This window comes from Cupriavidus numazuensis (assembly GCF_905397435.1).
In the GTDB taxonomy this organism is placed as follows: domain Bacteria; phylum Pseudomonadota; class Gammaproteobacteria; order Burkholderiales; family Burkholderiaceae; genus Cupriavidus; species Cupriavidus numazuensis.
On sequence record NZ_CAJPVI010000013.1, the window covers coordinates 74,737 to 92,268 of the forward strand.

The window sequence follows — 17,532 nt, forward strand, 5'->3', positions numbered from 1 at the left end:
CCGGATTCTAGGAAGCCAGCGGTGCGCCGGACGCCAACAGAACGATTACAGTCTTGTCATCCTGAGCGGCCAGCGGCGCCACTATCATCGGATCGGCGAAAGCAGGCATGCGCAATAAGCGCAAGGGGCCTGGAACGGAAGGACCATGAAGATTCTTGTGGTGGAAGACGAGCCCAAGACGGGCGAATACCTGCGCAAAGGCCTGACCGAGTCATCCTTTGTGGTCGACGTCGCGGTGACCGGCGGGGATGGCCTGCACCAGGCCACGGAACACGATTACGACCTGATCATCCTGGATGTCATGCTGCCCGGCATGAGCGGATGGGATCTGCTCAGGCAGCTGCGCGAGCGCAAGGACACGCCGGTCCTGTTCCTGACGGCCAGGGACGAAGTGGAAGACCGTGTCCGCGGCCTGGAGCTCGGCGGCGATGACTATCTCGCCAAACCGTTTGCCTTTGTCGAGTTGCTGGCGCGGGTACGCACGCTGTTGCGGCGCGGACCGGTGCGCGAGGCCGACCGTATCGAAATCGGCGACCTGGAGATCGACGTGATCCGCCATCGGGTCAGCCGGGCGGGGCAGCGCATCGACCTGACCCCGCGTGAATTCGCCTTGCTTCATTTCCTGGCCAGGCGGCATGGGGAGGTGCTCAGCCGCACGCACATTGCCTCCCAGGTCTGGGACATGAACTTCGACAGCGATACCAATGTGGTGGACGTGGCCATCCGCCGCCTGCGCGCAAAGATGGACGACCACTTCGCGCCGAAGCTGATCCACAGCGTACGCGGCATCGGCTACGTCCTCGAAATACGGCCATCGTGACACGGGCACGCTCACTGACCACGCGTCTCGCGCTGTCATTTGCGCTGATCGCAGGCTGTGCCTTTGCCGGCGTCGGCATGTACCTTTACCAGGCGCTCGCCACACAGATTATCGAACGCGATGACGCGGAACTGCTGCGCAAGGTGACCCGCGCGCGCGCCGAACTGGCCGAGCGCGACGGCAGCGCGGCGGAACGATTGCGCGAACTGGGCAGTGTGGTTTCCGGCAATGACGAATACGGCCTGCGGGTGCGATTGCCGGACGGGACCTTGCTTTTGGCGACTGGCGCCGATGCAGGGGCCATTCCCGAGGTGACCAGCCTTGCGGCGGGCGCGCCGATTGACGGCAATGCGATCCAGACATGGAGTACAAGCCATGGCTACCCGGTGCGCGGTGTACTCATGCTGGCAGGACCTGGGCAGCCGCAGGTGGTGCTTTATCAGGTTGCCGCCTCGCGCCTGGCGCTCCTGCGCGCCTATCGATGGAAAGTCATCATCGCAGCATGCCTCGGCGCGCTGGGTGCCGGCTTGCTTGGCTATGCCGCACTGCATGCCGGTATGGCCCCGCTCAGGCGGATCGCAGCCGGGACAAAGACGGTCACGTTCTCTAGCGGTGCATTACCTGTCGATCCTTCGGAGCTTCCGGCCGAGCTGAACGAGCTTGCGCAGGCGCTCCAGCACATGATCGAACGGCTACGTGAACGGTACGAGCGGCTGTCGCAGTTCTCTGCCGATCTTGCACACGATTTTCGAACGCCGATTGGCAACCTGCTCGGGCAAACACAGGTGGCGCTCGCGAGCGACCGCTCTGCAGACGAATACCAGGCGTTGCTGGCGTCGAACATCGAGGAGTATGAGCGTCTGGCCCGCATGATCGAAAACATGCTGTTCCTGGCGCGTGCGGACAACGCACGCGTCGCTCTCAACTATGTTGATCTGGACCTGGCCGTGGAACTGGAGCGGCAGGCCGACTACTTTGAGTTGCTCGCGGATTCGAGGCAGATAACCATATGCGTCGACGCACGCGGGACGGTCTTTGCTGATGCGTTCCTGCTGCGTCGGGCCATTGGCAACCTGATCTCGAATGCAGTGCGTTATTCCCCGGCGGGGGCACAGATCGGGCTGTCAGCGCGCCAGCTTGAGGGCGAGGCCAGAATCGAAGTCAGCAATCCGGGTCCGGGGATTGCGGCCGAGCATCTGCCTAAGCTGTTCGACCGCTTTTTCCGCGGTGACCCGGCGCGTGCCAATTCGCTTGAGTCTTCAGGCATCGGACTGGCCATCGTGAAGACCATCATGGAACTTCACCATGGCACGGTGCAGGCCGAATCGACGCCGGGCGAAATGACCATCTTCCGACTGGTCTTTCCTGAGCGCCCGGCATCTCCCTGAGCTGCTGTTTTCAGCCTTCCGACGATTGGTGTGCGCCATCCAGGTAAGGATCGCGCGCATTGTTGTTGGCGCCATCGGTGAAAGGATCGCGTTGACGGTGCACCTGGTCGGCGTTGCCCGACTCGAACGCCGTGGCGGAAGGATCGGATACCGCCGAAGCGAACTGCGCGGCGGAGCCCAGCGCGGTGGCAAGCACGGCGGCAACGATGAATCGATGGGATGGCTTCATGGTGTTCTCCTGACTGTTTCCCGGCAAGCGAATGTCTTGCCGTGGAAACGAGTCTAGGAGGGGGACTCCAACCATTGACCGGCAGGTTGATGACAAATTTGTCATTAACGTTCGGCGGCCTAAGTCTGATTAACGCAATTAACCGACAGGTCCCACCCTCAAACAAAAAAGCGCGCCGGATTCCGGCGCGCTCAACTTACTACCAGCACAAAGAGGGAGAGCCTCGAACGCTTAGTACTTCCACATGATCTGCTGCAGCTGCTTGCTGTCGTTGGTCTTGGTCAGCGCCAGCGCCATCAGGATGCGCGCCTTCTGCGGCAGCTGGTCGTCGGTGACGATCCAGTCGTACTTGTCGTCGGGCTGCTCGGCGTTGCGGACCACCACGCCGCTGCCGGTGCGCGAGGCGCGCACGATATGCACGCCCTTGGCGCGCGCGGCCTTCAGCGGCTCGACCATGTAGTCGCCGACGCTGCCGTTGCCGGTGGCGGCATAGACAATCGCCTTGGCGCCGTTCTTCACCGCCGCGTCGACGCTGCCGGGGTTCACGTTGCCATATGCATAGACCACTGCGACTTCAGGCAATTTGTCGATCTTGTCGATGTCGAACTCGGTCTGCGTGGTGTGCGGGCGGGCAGGCAGGCGGAAGAACAGCGTGCGGCCTTCCACCACATAGCCAAGCGGGCCAAACGGCGAGCGGAAGGTTTCCGCCTTGAAGGTGTTGCTCTTGGTCACATCGCGGCCGGTGTGGATCTCGTCATTCAGCACAGCCAGCGTGCCTTTGCCCCGGGACGCCGGGTTGGAAGCCACCACCACGGCGTCGTACAGGTTCAGCGCGCCGTCCGCGCCCAGTGCCGTGCCCGGGCGCATCGAGCCAACCACTACCACCGGCTTGTCGCTCTTGAGCGTCAGGTTCAGGAAGTAAGCCGTTTCCTCGATGGTGTCGGTGCCGTGCGTGATGACAATGCCATCCACGTCCGGCTGCTTGAGCAGTTCCGAGACGCGCTTGCCCAGCTTCAGCAACCGCTCGTTGTTGAAGCTCTCCGAACCGATCTGGAAAATCTGCTCGCCCTTGACGTTCGCAACCTTGGAGATCTCCGGCACCGAGGCAATGATCTTGTCGACCGGCACCACCGCGGACTGGTAGGCCGCCGTGTTGGTCGCCGATGCGCCGGCGCCGGCAATGGTGCCGCCCGTGCCGATGATGACAATGTTGGCCTTGCGGGCTTCTGCCTGCGTCGCGGCGGGCGTTCCCGACGACGGGGTGGCCGGGGCAAGCTGGGCGTGGGCGGTGCCAGTGATCAGGCTGGCGGCGAGCAGGGCAGCGGCCAGCGTCGTGGTGCGGGCGAAACGTTTCATGATTCTCCTCGGTGCAAACGGCTTGCGTGCCTTTTGGGCCGGACGCCGCCGTTTATGTTCGATTGGTGGCTGCCAGGAGGCCCGGGTTTCGGGCCATGGTCGGCAGCGGGTCGAACTATAAGGCAGGAGAAATCGCCACGCGAGAGGAGATACCAGGGTTATGCCGATTCGGCATGACCCTCGCAAGTTGATAACTCAAATCACATACAAATCCGCATTTCCATTGCTGCGGCGCATGGTGCGGACGGGCCGCGTGGCCGGCGGATGCATCGCAACCACCGCCAAGGGCCAAAAGCGCCGGGAAGGTGTCCCGGCGCTGTCCAATCAGAACGCGTCGCCCGGAACGCGTACCCAGCCTTCCATCAGCACGCGGGCGCTGCGGCTCATGATGGCCTTGGTTACGGTCCAGTCGCCGTTGGACTGGCTTGCTTCCGCACCCACGCGCAGCGTGCCCGACGGATGGCCGAAGCGCACCGCATTGCGTTCGCCGCCACCGGCCGCCAGGTTGACCAGCGTACCCGGGATGGCCGCGGCAGTACCGATTGCCACGGCCGCCGTACCCATCATCGCGTGGTGCAACTTGCCCATCGACAACGCGCGTACGAGCAGGTCCACGTCGCCGGCGCCGACCGGCTTGCCGCTCGATGCGACATAGTCCTTCGGCTTCGCGACGAAGGCGACCTTCGGCGTGTGCTGGCGCTTCGCGGCCTCGTCGACGTTCTTGATCAGGCCCATGCGCACGGCGCCGTAGGCACGGATCGTTTCGAACATCGCGAGCGCTTTCGGGTCGCCGTTGATGGATTCCTGCAGTTCGGTGCCGGTGTAGCCGATGGCTTCTGCGTTGACGAAGATCGTCGGAATGCCGGCGTTGATCATGGTCGCCTTGAACGTGCCGACGCCAGGCACTTCGAGGTCGTCGACGAGGTTGCCGGTCGGGAACATCGCACCGCCGCCGTCGCCTTCTTCGTCGGCTGCCGGGTCCATGAATTCGAGTTGCACTTCAGCGGCGGGGAAGGTCACGCCGTCGAGTTCGAAATCGCCGGTCTCCTGCACTTCACCGTTGGTGATGGGCACGTGGGCGATGATGGTCTTGCCGATGTTCGCCTGCCAGATGCGCACGACAGCCGTGCCGTTCTGCGGCACGCGCGAGGCATCGACGAGGCCGCCGCTGATCGCGAACGGGCCGACTGCCGCGGACAGGTTGCCGCAGTTGCCGCTCCAGTCGACGAACGGCTGGTCGATCGAGACCTGGCCGAACAGGTAGTCGACGTCGTGGTCGGGACGGCTGCTCTTCGAGATGATCACCGTCTTGCTGGTGCTCGACGTCGCGGCGCCCATGCCGTCGATCTGCTTGCCGTACGGGTCCGGGCTGCCGATCACGCGCATCAGCAGCGCGTCGCGTGCCTTGCCGGGAACCTGCGCCGTCTCGGGCAGGTCCTGCAGGCGGAAGAACACGCCCTTGCTGGTGCCACCGCGGATGTAGGTGGCGGGAATCTTGATCTGGGGTACGTGGGCCATGGAAGTCTTTGTCCTGGTCAAAACTGCAGCGGGCGGTACGTTGCCGCACCGCCCGCTTATCTCGCTACCTTAAGCAGCCGCTTTCGCGGATTCAAGGAAGTCCTGCGCGAAGCGCTGCAGCACGCCGCCGGCTTCGTAGATCGACACTTCCTCGTCGCTGTCCAGGCGGCACGTCACGGGCACTTCGATGCGCTCGCCGTTGCGGCGGTGGATCACCAGCGTGAGGTCGGCACGCGGCTGGCGCTCGCCGGTCACGTCGTAGGTCTCGGTGCCGTCCAGGCCCAGCGTCAGGCGGTTCACGCCCGGCTTGAACTCCAGCGGCAGCACACCCATGCCGATCAGGTTGGTGCGGTGGATGCGCTCGAAGCCTTCGGCGACGATCACTTCCACGCCCGCCAGACGCACGCCCTTGGCCGCCCAGTCACGCGACGAGCCCTGGCCGTAGTCGGCACCCGCGACGATGATCAGCGGCTGCTTGCGGTCCATATAGGTCTCGATGGCTTCCCACATGCGCACGACCTTGCCTTCCGGCTCGACACGTGCCAGCGAACCCTTCTTGACCTGGCCATCGACCACAGCCATTTCGTTGATCAGCGTCGGGTTGGCGAACGTTGCGCGCTGCGCGGTCAGGTGGTCGCCGCGGTGGGTTGCGTAGGAGTTGAAGTCTTCCTCCGGCAGGCCCATCTTGGCCAGGTATTCACCCGCGGCGCTGTTGGCCAGGATCGCGTTCGACGGCGACAGGTGGTCGGTCGTGATGTTGTCGCCGAGCACTGCCAGCGGACGCAGGCCCTGCAGCGTGCGTTCGCCGGCCAGCGCGCCTTCCCAGTACGGCGGGCGGCGGATGTACGTGCTCTGCGCGCGCCAGTCGTACAGCGGGCTGATTGGCTCGCCGCTTTGCGCGGTGATCGCGAACATCGGCTCGTAGACCTTGCGGAACTGCTCGGGCTTCACCGACTTGGCGACGATCGCGTCGATCTCTTCGTCGGTGGGCCAGATGTCCTTCAGGTACACCGGCTTGCCTTCCTTGTCCGTGCCCAGCACATCGCGCTCGATGTCGAAGCGCATCGTGCCGGCGATGGCGTAGGCCACCACCAGCGGCGGCGAGGCCAGGAAAGCCTGCTTGGCGTACGGGTGGATGCGGCCGTCGAAGTTGCGGTTGCCCGACAGCACAGCGGTCGCGTACAGGTCGCGGTCGATGATTTCCTGCTGGATCTTCGGATCCAGCGCGCCCGACATGCCGTTGCAGGTCGTGCAGGCGAACGCGACGATGCCAAAGCCCAGCGCTTCCAGATCCGGCAGCAGCTTCGACTCTTCCAGGTACAGCTCAACGGCCTTCGATCCCGGCGCGAGCGAGGACTTGACCCACGGCTTGCGGGTCAGGCCACGTGCATTGGCATTACGCGCGAGCAGAGCGGCGGCAATCACGTTGCGCGGGTTGCTGGTGTTGGTGCAACTCGTGATGGCGGCGATGATCACGGCGCCATCGGGCATCAGGCCTTCGGCTTCCTGCGCCTTGGCCTTGTCGAGGTCGACGGCGATGCCGCGCTCGGCCAGTGCCGAAGTCGGCAGGCGCTTGTGCGGGTTCGACGGGCCGGCCATGTTGCGCACCACGCTCGACAGGTCGAACTTCAGCACGCGCTCGTACTCGGCGTTGTTCAGCGTGTCGGCCCACAGGCCGGCGGTCTTCGCGTAGGTCTCGACCAGCTTGACCTGCTCGTCCTCGCGGCCGGTCAGGCGCAGGTAGTCCAGCGTCTGGTTGTCGATGAAGAACATCGCGGCCGTGGCGCCATACTCCGGTGCCATGTTCGAGATCGTGGCGCGGTCGCCCAGCGTCAGGCTCGAGGCGCCTTCGCCGCGGAATTCGAGATAGGCGCCGACGACCTTTTCCTTGCGCAGGAATTCGGTCAGGGCCAGCACGATGTCGGTGGCGGTAATGCCAGGCTGGCGCTTGCCGGTCAGCTCGACGCCGACGATGTCCGGCAGGCGCATCCACGAGGCGCGGCCGAGCATGACGTTCTCGGCTTCCAGGCCGCCCACGCCGATGGCGATCACGCCCAGCGCGTCGACGTGCGGCGTGTGGCTGTCGGTGCCCACGCACGTGTCGGGGTAGGCCAGGCCCTTGTCCGCATGGATTACGGGCGACATCTTCTCCAGATTGATCTGGTGCATGATGCCGTTGCCCGGCGGGATCACGTCGACGTTCTCAAAGGCCTTCTTGGTCCAGTTGATGAAGTCGAAGCGGTCCTCGTTGCGGCGATCTTCGATGGCGCGGTTCTTGGCGAACGCATCGGGGTCGAAACCGCCACATTCGACGGCCAGCGAGTGGTCGACGATCAACTGCACCGGTACCACCGGGTTGACCTTGGCGGGGTCGCCGCCCTGGTCGGCAATGGCGTCGCGCAGGCCGGCCAGGTCCACCAGCGCGGTCTGGCCAAGGATGTCATGGCATACCACGCGCGCAGGGAACCACGGGAAATCCAGTTCGCGCTTGCGCTCGATCAGCTGCTTGAGCGAATCGGTCAGCGTGGCCGGGTCACAGCGGCGCACGAGGTTCTCGGCCAGCACGCGCGACGTGTAGGGCAGCTTGTCATAGGCACCGGGCTGGATTGCCTCGACGGCTTCGCGCGCGTCGAAGAAATCCAGCTTGGTGCCCGGCAGTGGTTTGCGGTGTGCAGTGTTCATGGCGTGGGGAATTCTGGGTAATGCAGGAGCCAAGGGAATATCCTGGTCCGGTATCGCGCGCCGTCCCCGTTTTCGCGGGGACGGCGCGCGTTTGCCGCAGGGCGCTTGTTCAGATCAGCGCTTTTCGATCGGCACGAACGTCAGGTTCTCCGGACCAGTGTAGTTGGCGCTCGGACGAATGATCTTGTTGTCGATGCGCTGCTCGATGATATGCGCAGCCCAGCCCGAGGTGCGGGCGATCACGAACAGCGGCGTGAACATCGCGGTCGGCACGCCCATCATGTGATAGCTCACGGCACTGAACCAGTCCAGGTTCGGGAACATCTTCTTGATGTCCCACATCACCGTTTCCAGGCGCTCGGCGATGTCGAACATCTTCATCGAACCGGCGTCCTTCGACAGGTTGCGCGCGGTTTCCTTGATGACCTGGTTGCGCGGGTCGGCCACGGTGTATACCGGGTGGCCGAAGCCGATCACGACCTCCTTGTTCTCGACGCGGCGGGTGATGTCGGCCTGGGCTTCGTCCGGGCTGTCGTAGCGCTTCTGGATCTCGAAGGCCACTTCATTTGCGCCGCCGTGCTTCGGACCGCGCAGCGCGCCGATCGCGCCGCAGATGGCCGAGTGCATGTCCGAGCCCGTGCCGGCGATCACGCGGCCGGTGAAGGTCGAGGCATTGAACTCGTGCTCCGCGTACAGGATCAGCGAAGTGTGCATGGCGCGCTCCCACAGCGCGGACGGCTTCTTGCCGTGCAGCAGGTGCAGGAAGTGGGCGCCGATGGTGTCGTCGTCGGTTTCCACTTCGATGCGGCGGCCGTTGTGGCTGAAGTGGTACCAGTACAGCAGCATCGAACCCAGGCTGGCCATCAGCTGGTCGGCGATGTCACGCGCGCCCGGGGTGTTGTGGTCGTCCTTCTCGGGCAGCACGGTGCCCAGCACCGACACGCCGGTGCGCATCACGTCCATCGGGTGGGCCGAGGCCGGTACGCATTCCAGGGCAGCCTTGACGTTGGCGGGCAGGCCGCGCAGCGACTTCAGCTTGGTCTTGTACGCAGCCAGTTCGGCCTTGTTCGGTAGCTTGCCGTGGACCAGCAGGTGGGCGATTTCCTCGAATTCGCAGGCATCGGCCACGTCCAGGATGTCATAGCCGCGGTAGTGCAGGTCGTTGCCGGTACGGCCGACGGTACACAGCGCGGTATTACCGGCGGTCACGCCCGACAGGGCAACGGACTTCTTGGGCTTCGGGGTGGCGATCGCTTGTGCTTCGGACATCTGGGTCTCCTTGTGAGGTACGGGTCGACAGGTGGGTGGCCTTACTTGGCCTTGCCCTGGGCAAACAGGGCGTCGAGTTTCTGTTCGTAGGCGTGGTAGCCGATGCTTTCGTACAGTTCAGCACGAGTCTGCATGGTCTCGACCACATTCTTCTGGGTGCCGTCGCGGCGGATAGCGGTGTAGACGTTCTCGGCGGCCTTGTTCATCGCGCGGAAGGCCGACAGCGGGTACAGGACCATCGACACGCCGGAGCCGGCCAGTTCGTCGGTGGTGAACAGCGGCGTGGCGCCGAATTCGGTGATGTTGGCCAGCACCGGCACCTTCACCGCGTCCACGAACTTGCGGTACATGGCCAGGTCGGTCATGGCTTCCGGGAAGATCGCGTCGGCGCCGGCTTCGACGCACGCCACGGCGCGCTCGATGGCGCTTTCCAGGCCTTCCACGGCCAGCGCGTCGGTACGCGCCATGATCACGAAGTTTTCGTCGGTACGGGCGTCAACGGCGGCCTTGATGCGGTCGACCATCTCGGTCTGCGTGACGATTTCCTTGTTCGGACGGTGGCCGCAGCGCTTGGCGCCCACCTGGTCTTCAATGTGCATGGCACCGGCGCCAGCCTTGATCAGCGAGCGGGTGGTGCGGGCCACGTTGAAGGCCGACGAACCGAAGCCGGTATCGACATCGACCAGCAGCGGCACATCGCACACATCGCTGATGCGGCGCACGTCGATCAGCACGTCTTCCAGGCCCGAGATGCCCAGGTCAGGCAGGCCGAGCGAACCCGCGGCCACGCCGCCGCCCGACAGATAGATCGCGCGGTAGCCGGCGCGCTTGGCCAGCAGGGCGTGGTTGGCGTTGATGGTGCCCACCACCTGCAGCGGGTGCTCTTCGGCCAGGGCCTGGCGGAAGCGGGCGCCAGCGGAGCGGGCCAGGTCGGATGCGGAATAGGTCATGGTTGCGGTGTCTCGTTTCAGGCAAGGAATGAACGGGGCCATTACTGCAAGCGCTATGCCAGGGCATCGAGCGAGGCCGTGGATGACCAATAACCTATTGATCTGATTGTATTTTTTAATGCGTAGGGTGGTTGGTTCCGCGCCGTTTCATCGTTTTCATCCCTGTTTTGCATTTCAGGCTGGCAATTCGAATTTCATCATTGAAATTCAAGCGGCTGGCGCGCACAATAGCGGCACTCTCCGCCTCAAGCACCATGCCACCGACCGTTTCTACCCCCGGCCTGCCGCGTATCTGGGCGCTAGGCATCAGCCGCCTGCAACGCGCCTTCGCCGAACTGATCCCCGCCTATTCCCACCTTGCGGAGTTCCGCATCGTCGGGCGCGCCTATGACTCCGCAGCCGACGCGATCCGCCGCGAGGCGCGCGAGGGCAAGCTCGACGTGGTCGTGTCCGGCGGCTCCAATGGCGCCTACCTGCGCCAGCATGTGGATGTGCCGGTGGTGCTGGTCAAGGTCACGGGCTTCGATGTGATGAGTGCGCTGGCGACCGCGCGGCGTATCTCGCCCAATGTGGCGCTGGTGACGCACGCATCCACCTACGCCGAAGTGGATGAATTCACGCGCGCGTTCTCGCTGTCGATTCCCGCCTACACCTACCTGACGGAGGACGATGCGACCGCGCGCGTCCAGACGCTCAAGCAGGAGGGCGTGAAGGTGGTGGTCGGTCCCGGGCTGGTGACGGACCTGGCCGATCGCCTCGGCCTGATCGGCGTGTTCCTGTATTCCGGCAACTCCGTGCGCATGGCGCTCGAGGACGCGATCGAAGCGGCGCGCCTGCGGCGCATCGAGTCCGGCCGGCGCGACTACGTGAACAACATCCTCGCGCACCTGAACGAGGGCGTGGCGGCCGTCGATGGCGAAGGTCGCATCCAGTCCTTCAATCCGGCGATGGAGCGCTTCCTCGGCACGCCTGCCGCTAGTGCGGTCGGGCGCAAGCTACAGTCGCTGTCGCCGGGGCTGTCATTGGACGACGTGATCCAGACCGGCGCCAAGGAACTCGAAGCGATCCAGAAGGTGGGCGACCGGATGGTCGTGGTCAACCGTATCCCGCTGGCTAATGAGTCCGGCACCACGGGCGCGCTGCTGACACTGCAGGACGCGACGGCCATCCAGCGCGTGGACCGCAACCTGCGTTCGCGCAGCCGTACGCGCCTGCCGGGTGTGCGCTACAGCCTCGAGGATTTGGCCGGCACGTCGGCCGCCATGACGCACGTGCGCGAACTGGCGCGGCGCTATGCGTCAGTCGACTCGACGGTGCTGATCGGCGGCGAGAGCGGCACCGGCAAGGAGGTGCTGGCGCAGGGCATGCACGACGCGAGCCCGCGCCGCGCGTTCCCGTTCGTGGCCGTCAATTGTGCGGCGTTTCCCGAGACGCTGCTGGAAAGCGAACTGTTCGGTTACGAAGAGGGTGCCTTCACCGGCGCGCGGCGTGGCGGCAAGGCAGGCCTGTTCGAATCCGCCCACAACGGCACGCTGTTCCTCGACGAGGTCGGCGATATGCCGCCTGCACTGCAGACGCGTTTGTTGCGCGTGCTGCAGGAAAAGCAGGTGCTGCCGATCGGCGGCCTGGAAGCTGTGCCGGTCAATGTGCGCGTGATCGCCGCCACACACCGGGACCTGGTGCAGCGTGTCAGCGAGGGGACCTTCCGGCAGGACCTGTACTACCGGCTGAATATCCTGCGCATCGAAGTGCCGCCGCTGCGCGAGCGCGCGGAGGACCTGCCTGAGCTGGCCGAACTGCTTTACCGGCGCGCGCTCGAACGGCTGGGGCTTGAGGATCACGAAGGCTTGCCGCAAGTGGCCCGCGCCCGCCTGGCGGGCTATCACTGGCCGGGCAATATCCGCGAACTGGAAAACGTGACGGAGCGTATCGCGGTGCTGGTCGCCGGTCGCCCGCTGGAGCCGGCGGAATTGCTGCGCGAGTTGCAGGCGGCGGTCCCGGAATTGTTTGGCGATGACCTGGGCGCCATGCCTGATGCGGCAATTACCGTGGACGAGCCCGGGCAGGAACCCATGCGCGGTGGCCGCCAGCGTCGCGTCAGCCGTTCGCTGGCCGGTGTTGCGCAGGCCAGCGAAGCCGAGCATATCCGCCGCGTACTGGCCGAGTGCGGTGGCGACCGCAACGCGGCCTGCCACATCCTTGGGATCAGCCCGACCACGCTGTGGCGCCGGCTCCGGGCTGCCTGAGCAGGTGGCGTTATCGCCGGGCCGGAACTGTGGAAACCGGCATCAGGCCGGCGTCTTGCGGAACGAAATCGCGAAGCGGTTCCAGGTGTTGATGGCGGCCACCAGCAATGTCAGGTTGACGAGCTCCGCATCGTCGAAATGCGGGCGCACCGCTTCCCAGGCCGCATCGGGCACGTGGTCGTGCGACACCAGCGTCACGGCCTCGGTCCACGCCAGCGCGGCGCGCTCGCGATCGGTGAAGAACGGGGTCTCGCGCCACACCGACACGGTCGCCAGGCGGCGGTCGTCTTCGCCGCCCTTGCGCGCGTCGGTGGTGTGCATGTCGATGCAGTAGGCGCAGCCGTTGATCTGCGAGGCGCGCAGGCGCACCAGCTCCACCAGCGGCTTGTCCAGCCCACTCTTCGCAATCTGCTCTTCGAGTGCCATCACGGCCTTGATGGCGGCGGGGCTGGCCTTGTAGAAATCCAGACGTTGTTGCATTGCTTGCTCCTGTTCGGTATCTCGGGGTCTGTTGTGCGGCGCCGGACGGTGCCGCCATGGGAACAAGAGTAGGACGTGGACTGGCTATGCAAAATGGCCGATTTCTACGATTTTTAGGTAACCAGTAACCCCCCCACGGTCAGCCCTGTCTCAGCGGTCCTTCAGCCCGTCCCCGGAGGCTGGACAGCGCATCTGCCAGTCGGCCGAGTCCGGCCTGGATTCCGGCGACGTCGATGCCACCGTAGCCGAACAGCAGCGCCGGGCGCGGTGCTGCGCGGGCGAACATGCCGGCGGTGCCATAAAGGCCGACCGATCCGCTGGCGGCCATCCTGATCACGGCGGCTTCATCGTGCGGCGCACGGATTGCGGCCACCAGGTGGATGCCCGCGGCGGATGGGAGCGGCGTGAACCATTGCGCCAGATCGCCACGCAGACGTTCCAGCAATGCGGCCCGCCGTGCGGCGTATTCCTTGTGCATGCGCCGCAAGTGCTTGGCGAAGTAGCCATCGAGCATGAACTTCGCCAGTGCGATTTGTGTCATGGTGCAGCTATGCCAGTCGCTGACCTGCCTGGCCCGGCGCAGCGCGGTGCCGAGCGGCGCGGGCGGAATGACATAGCCCACGCGCAGTTCGGGGAAGATGGTCTTGGAAAAGGTGCCCACGTAGGCCACCACGCCGGCGGTGTCCAGGCTCTTGAGCGACTCCATGGGCCGGCCTTCGAAGCGGTACTCGCCATCGTAGTCGTCTTCCACCACCAGCGCGCCGTGTTGCTGGGCCCATGCCAGCAAGGCCAGCCTGCGCTCCAGGCTCATGGGCATGCCCAGCGGGAACTGGTGTGACGGCGTGACATAGACCATCCGCGCATTCGGCGGCAGAGCGTCGACAATCAAGCCTTCCTCATCCACGGGCACCGGCACCACGCGCGCACCGAGGGCGGCGAAGAGGATGCGTGCGGGTGGATAGCCCGGGTCTTCCATGGCAATCACTTCACCAGGCCGGATGGCCACCCTGGTCAGCAAGTCCAGCGCCTGCTGTGCGCCCTGCGTGATGATCACTTCCTGCCAGTGGCTGACCACGGCGCGGCTGAAGGCGAGGTAGCGCGCCACGGCAAGGCGCAGCTCCTGTTCTCCGGCCGGATCGTGGTAGGCGCCGCGGCCGCGTGCCTGGATCCGCAGCGCGTGGCTCACGCAGCGGCGCCACTGGTCAAACGGAAACAGGCGCTTGTCGGTGACGCCGCCGACGAAGTCATAGTCGGGCGGGGCCTCCGTGCGTGTCATTGGCAGCGCGTCGTCGATCTCGTCCCAGATCGACCCTGTCGCGGGCGAGGTGGCCGGCTTGGTGGGCGGCGGGGAGAGCCGCGTCATGGCGTCCGCGACGAAGGTGCCATCGCCGGCGCGCGAGCGCAGATAGCCCTCGGCAATCAGCCGTTCAAACACGTCGAGCGTGGTCTTGCGCGAGACGCCGAGCTGCAGGGCCAGTTCGCGCGTGGAAGGCAGCCGTTGACCGGGCGCCAGGCGGCCGTCCATCACGCCGGCGCGAAGCTGCCGATAGAGCTGGCCGGCCAGGTTCTGGCGGCCGTGGATTGTCAGGTGTACGTCCATGCAGGTCTGGTTCGCAGGCGGAGACGCAGGGCGCCGGCCAGGTGGCCGCCAGAGCGGGCGGGCCGGCTGCCTTGCTAGCCCGCATGCGGCACTACACGTGCGAATGGCGCGGGCGCCAGCCCCTTTCCGGCGAGCCAATCCTGATTGAAGAGCCGTCCGAAGTAAAGGTCGCCGCGATCGCAGAGCAGGGTGACGATGGTATGTCCGGGCCCCATCTCGCGCGCGAGCGCGACGGCAGCGGCAACGTTGATGCCGGTCGAGCCGCCGAGAAAGAGCCCTTCCTCGCGCAGCAGGCGGTAGACCATGTCCACGCACGTCTTGTCGTCGACCCGCACGGCGTCGTCGATCACGGTGTCCTGCAGGTTCGCCGTGATGCGGCTGGAGCCAATGCCCTCGGTGATCGAATTGCCTTCGGATTTCAGTTCGCGATGCTTGACGAAGTTGTACAGGCTGCTGCCGTACGGGTCGGCCAGCACGATGCGCACATGCGGGCCGTGCTCCTTCAGGAAGCGTGAAACGCCCGCCAGCGAGCCGCCGGTGCCGGTGGCGCAGACGAAGGCATCGATGCGGCCGGCGGCGTCGTGCCAGATTTCCGGGCCGGTGGTTTCGTAGTGCGCCTGGCGGTTGGCGAGGTTGTCGAACTGGTTGGCCCAGATGGCGTTTGCTGTTTCCTGGGCAAGCCTGCCGGCGATCTTCTGGTAGTTGTCGGGGTCGGCGTACGGCTTTGCCGGGACAGCCCGTACCTCGGCTCCGAGCATGCGCAGGCGCTCCATCTTTTCGGGGGATTGGGTGTCGGGAATGACGACGATGCAGCGGTAGCCGCGCGCTGCGCAGATGTGCGCAAGGCCAATGCCGGTATTGCCGGCGGTGCCTTCCACGACCGTGCCGCCCGGCCGCAGCGTGCCGCGGCGTTCGGCATCGCGGATGATATAGAGCGCCGCGCGATCCTTGACGGAACCGCCAGGGTTCAGGAATTCCGCCTTGCCATAGATGTCGCATCCCGTCTCGGCGCTCAGCCCGCCGAGGCGAATCAGCGGTGTATGCCCGACCGTGCCGACAAAACCATCCCTGACATCCATGGCGCACTCCTGCAGCGCCCCGCGTGGCATGGGGCGTCTTCCAGAGTGATAGACCGGGCAGGGGAGATTGACAAGACAGGTGACGCGCAGGGCGCCGGCACCTACCTCAAGCGGCGTTCAGCCAGCGGAAGCGGAAATCGCCTTCGACCAGTTCCTGCTGCGTGGCGTGGAAGTCACGCACGTATTCGCGGTTCAGGTGCGATTCCAGGGCGCCGCGGGAGTCCCAGACCATGTAGACCACGAAGACCTGGGCGTCTTCGGCGTCTTGCCCGACGTGGTAGTTCAGGCAGCCGGGCTCGGTCAGCCCGCGCGTGCGCAGCGAATCGAGCTTGGTCACCAGGGCATCCCGGTGGTTGGCCTTGGCGCGGGCGATGCCGACTAGCGTGTACGTTCTGGACATGGATGACCGGCGAGCGTCTGCGAGCGTCTGGTAAGCGTTTGGCGGGCCATTGTAGCCGCGCCCGGCACGGACCCCGGAATGCCCGACGAGCGTGTCCGGGATTTCCCCGCCGCTTGACAGCGGCCGCCCGGTCGGTTCCTGAAGTCACATTTTTCCTAAAGTATGGGCCGCCGATGCCGATATGGGGCCGAGAACCAGGCACCTTTTCATACGGGGCATTGCATGTTGAGACGAATCAAGGCGGAGCAACTGCAGGTCGGCATGTTCGTGGCCAGACTCGGCGGACCGTGGCGCGCGCGCGCTTTCCGGCGGTCGCGGTTCCTGGTCACCAGTGAGGATCAGGTCGGCGAGATCCGGTCTTCTGGCGTCGAGGAGGTCTGGATTGACATCCTCAAGGGGCGCAATGCACCGACTCCGCAGGCGGCGACCAGCCCATGGGAGACCGAGGATCCGGAGCCCGCGCCGGCGGCCGCCAATAGCCTGCAGGCAGAGTTCGGCCTGGCACGCGAACTGCTGCAGTCGGGCAAATCGGTGATCGGCTCCATGTTTGCCGATGTGCGCATGGGACGCGCGCTGGAGGTCAGCGGGGCCTTGCTGCTGGTGGATTCGGCGTCGCAGTCGCTGTCGCGGCATTCGCAGGCGCTGATCGCGCTGGCGCGGCTCAAGGCGCGCGACGACTACAGCTACATGCACGCGTTCGCCGTGTGCGCGCTGATGGTGGCCGTTGGCCGCACGATGGAGCTGCCGCCCGAAGAGGTCCGCGATCTCGGCCTGGCGGGCCTGCTGCATGACATCGGCAAGCTGACCCTGCCCGAGGCCGTGCTGCACAAGCCCACCTCGCGCAGGCCGGGCGAGGACGAGGAGATCAAGCGCCATCCGTCGGCCGGCTACCGCATCCTGAACGAGGCGCGCCTGAACGCCAACATCGTGCTCGATGTCTGCGTGCACCACCACGAGCGCGTGGACGGCCGCGGCTATCCATTCGGGCTGGTCGGGCGGGAGCTGAGCGTCCACGCCAGGATTGCCGCGATCTGCGATACGTACGACTCACTGACTTCCAGCCGTCCGGGGCACCAGCAATGGTCGCCGGCGCGCGCCATGGAGTACATGGCGGTGCGCGTCGACACGCTGTTCGACAGCCGTGTGTTCAAGGCGTTTACGCGCACCGTGGGCATCTATCCGCTTGGCACAGTGCTGAGGCTGCGCTCGAACCGGCTGGCGGTGGTGTGCGCGCAGCATGAATCCGAGCCGCTGCGGCCGCGCGTGATGGCGTTCCACTCGGTGTCGGCATCGAGCGCGCTGACGCCGGAAGTCATCGACCTGTCAGTGAGCGACGACACCGTGGTCGCATTCGAAGACCCGGCCGACTGGGGCTATACCGACGAGCAATTGCTGGCGATCTACGCCGGCCAGGGGCAGGCTGGCACGGCGCCGGCAGCAGCCATGGCGATGCCGGCGGCCTAGCCGGCACGGGCTGCCGTCATGGCCGGGCCGGGGCTGGCCCGCACGTTTTGT

Annotated in this window: 14 protein-coding genes; 4 read left to right on the forward strand and 10 right to left on the reverse strand. The window is 65.5% G+C overall.

Annotated elements, in window-relative coordinates:
- Window positions 1-145: 145 nt before the first annotated feature.
- Together KHO41_RS12540 and KHO41_RS12545 are read left to right on the forward strand one after the other, a co-directional pair.
- Window positions 146-820, forward strand: a complete 675-nt coding sequence (locus tag KHO41_RS12540) for a heavy metal response regulator transcription factor (protein WP_211953604.1) — start codon at window positions 146-148, stop codon at window positions 818-820.
- A complete protein-coding gene (locus tag KHO41_RS12545) occupies window positions 817-2,208 on the forward strand; it encodes a heavy metal sensor histidine kinase (RefSeq protein ID WP_211953605.1) in 1,392 nt (463 codons plus the stop codon). Before KHO41_RS12540 ends, KHO41_RS12545 begins: the two co-directional genes overlap by 4 nt.
- A gap of 10 nt (window positions 2,209-2,218) precedes the next feature.
- Here the strand turns inward: KHO41_RS12545 and KHO41_RS12550 are convergent, their stop codons facing one another.
- The 6 genes from KHO41_RS12550 to prpB all read right to left on the reverse strand — a co-directional run bounded on the left by KHO41_RS12550 (window position 2,219) and on the right by prpB (window position 10,212).
- Window positions 2,219-2,437 carry a hypothetical protein gene (locus tag KHO41_RS12550; protein ID WP_011297976.1) on the reverse strand — a complete coding sequence of 73 codons (219 nt, stop codon included), beginning with the start codon at window positions 2,435-2,437 and terminating at the stop codon, window positions 2,219-2,221.
- A 231-nt stretch (window positions 2,438-2,668) separates the two neighbouring features.
- On the reverse strand, window positions 2,669-3,793 hold the full coding sequence (locus KHO41_RS12555; RefSeq protein ID WP_211953606.1) for an asparaginase: 1,125 nt from the start codon (window positions 3,791-3,793) through the stop codon (window positions 2,669-2,671).
- A gap of 324 nt (window positions 3,794-4,117) precedes the next feature.
- Entirely contained in the window at window positions 4,118-5,311 is a 1,194-nt protein-coding gene (prpF, locus tag KHO41_RS12560) for a 2-methylaconitate cis-trans isomerase PrpF (RefSeq protein ID WP_211953607.1), read from the reverse strand.
- Between the two features lie 69 nt (window positions 5,312-5,380).
- Window positions 5,381-7,993: a Fe/S-dependent 2-methylisocitrate dehydratase AcnD gene (gene acnD, locus KHO41_RS12565; RefSeq protein WP_211953608.1), complete on the reverse strand. Its 2,613-nt coding sequence runs from the start codon at window positions 7,991-7,993 to the stop codon at window positions 5,381-5,383.
- Window positions 7,994-8,107: 114 nt separating this feature from the next.
- The gene (gene prpC, locus KHO41_RS12570) at window positions 8,108-9,262 is read right to left on the reverse strand and encodes a bifunctional 2-methylcitrate synthase/citrate synthase (RefSeq protein WP_211953609.1); all 1,155 of its coding nucleotides are present in this window, start codon (window positions 9,260-9,262) and stop codon (window positions 8,108-8,110) included.
- 41 nt (window positions 9,263-9,303) lie between these two features.
- The gene (gene prpB / locus KHO41_RS12575; RefSeq protein ID WP_011297971.1) at window positions 9,304-10,212 is read right to left on the reverse strand and encodes a methylisocitrate lyase; all 909 of its coding nucleotides are present in this window, start codon (window positions 10,210-10,212) and stop codon (window positions 9,304-9,306) included.
- A 254-nt stretch (window positions 10,213-10,466) separates the two neighbouring features.
- Between prpB and prpR the strand changes: the two genes are divergently transcribed.
- On the forward strand, window positions 10,467-12,458 hold the full coding sequence (prpR, locus tag KHO41_RS12580; RefSeq protein WP_211953610.1) for a propionate catabolism operon regulatory protein PrpR: 1,992 nt from the start codon (window positions 10,467-10,469) through the stop codon (window positions 12,456-12,458).
- A gap of 42 nt (window positions 12,459-12,500) precedes the next feature.
- On the opposite strand, the gene KHO41_RS12585 is transcribed toward prpR, so the two are convergent.
- From KHO41_RS12585 to KHO41_RS12600, 4 genes are all read right to left on the reverse strand, one after another.
- Window positions 12,501-12,938 (reverse strand): carboxymuconolactone decarboxylase family protein, encoded by a 438-nt coding sequence (locus KHO41_RS12585; RefSeq protein ID WP_211953611.1) that lies wholly within the window; start codon window positions 12,936-12,938, stop codon window positions 12,501-12,503.
- 139 nt (window positions 12,939-13,077) lie between these two features.
- Window positions 13,078-14,538: a MocR-like pyridoxine biosynthesis transcription factor PdxR gene (gene pdxR / locus KHO41_RS12590; RefSeq protein ID WP_211953612.1), complete on the reverse strand. Its 1,461-nt coding sequence runs from the start codon at window positions 14,536-14,538 to the stop codon at window positions 13,078-13,080.
- A gap of 74 nt (window positions 14,539-14,612) precedes the next feature.
- Window positions 14,613-15,617 carry a cysteine synthase A gene (locus KHO41_RS12595; RefSeq protein WP_211953613.1) on the reverse strand — a complete coding sequence of 335 codons (1,005 nt, stop codon included), beginning with the start codon at window positions 15,615-15,617 and terminating at the stop codon, window positions 14,613-14,615.
- A 106-nt stretch (window positions 15,618-15,723) separates the two neighbouring features.
- Window positions 15,724-16,017, reverse strand: coding sequence for a putative quinol monooxygenase (locus tag KHO41_RS12600; RefSeq protein WP_211953614.1), 294 nt, complete (start codon window positions 16,015-16,017; stop codon window positions 15,724-15,726).
- Window positions 16,018-16,239: 222 nt separating this feature from the next.
- Here KHO41_RS12600 and KHO41_RS12605 point away from each other — a divergent pair, with 222 nt between their 5' ends.
- The gene (locus KHO41_RS12605) at window positions 16,240-17,481 is read left to right on the forward strand and encodes an HD-GYP domain-containing protein (RefSeq protein WP_211953615.1); all 1,242 of its coding nucleotides are present in this window, start codon (window positions 16,240-16,242) and stop codon (window positions 17,479-17,481) included.
- Window positions 17,482-17,532 lie beyond the last annotated feature (51 nt).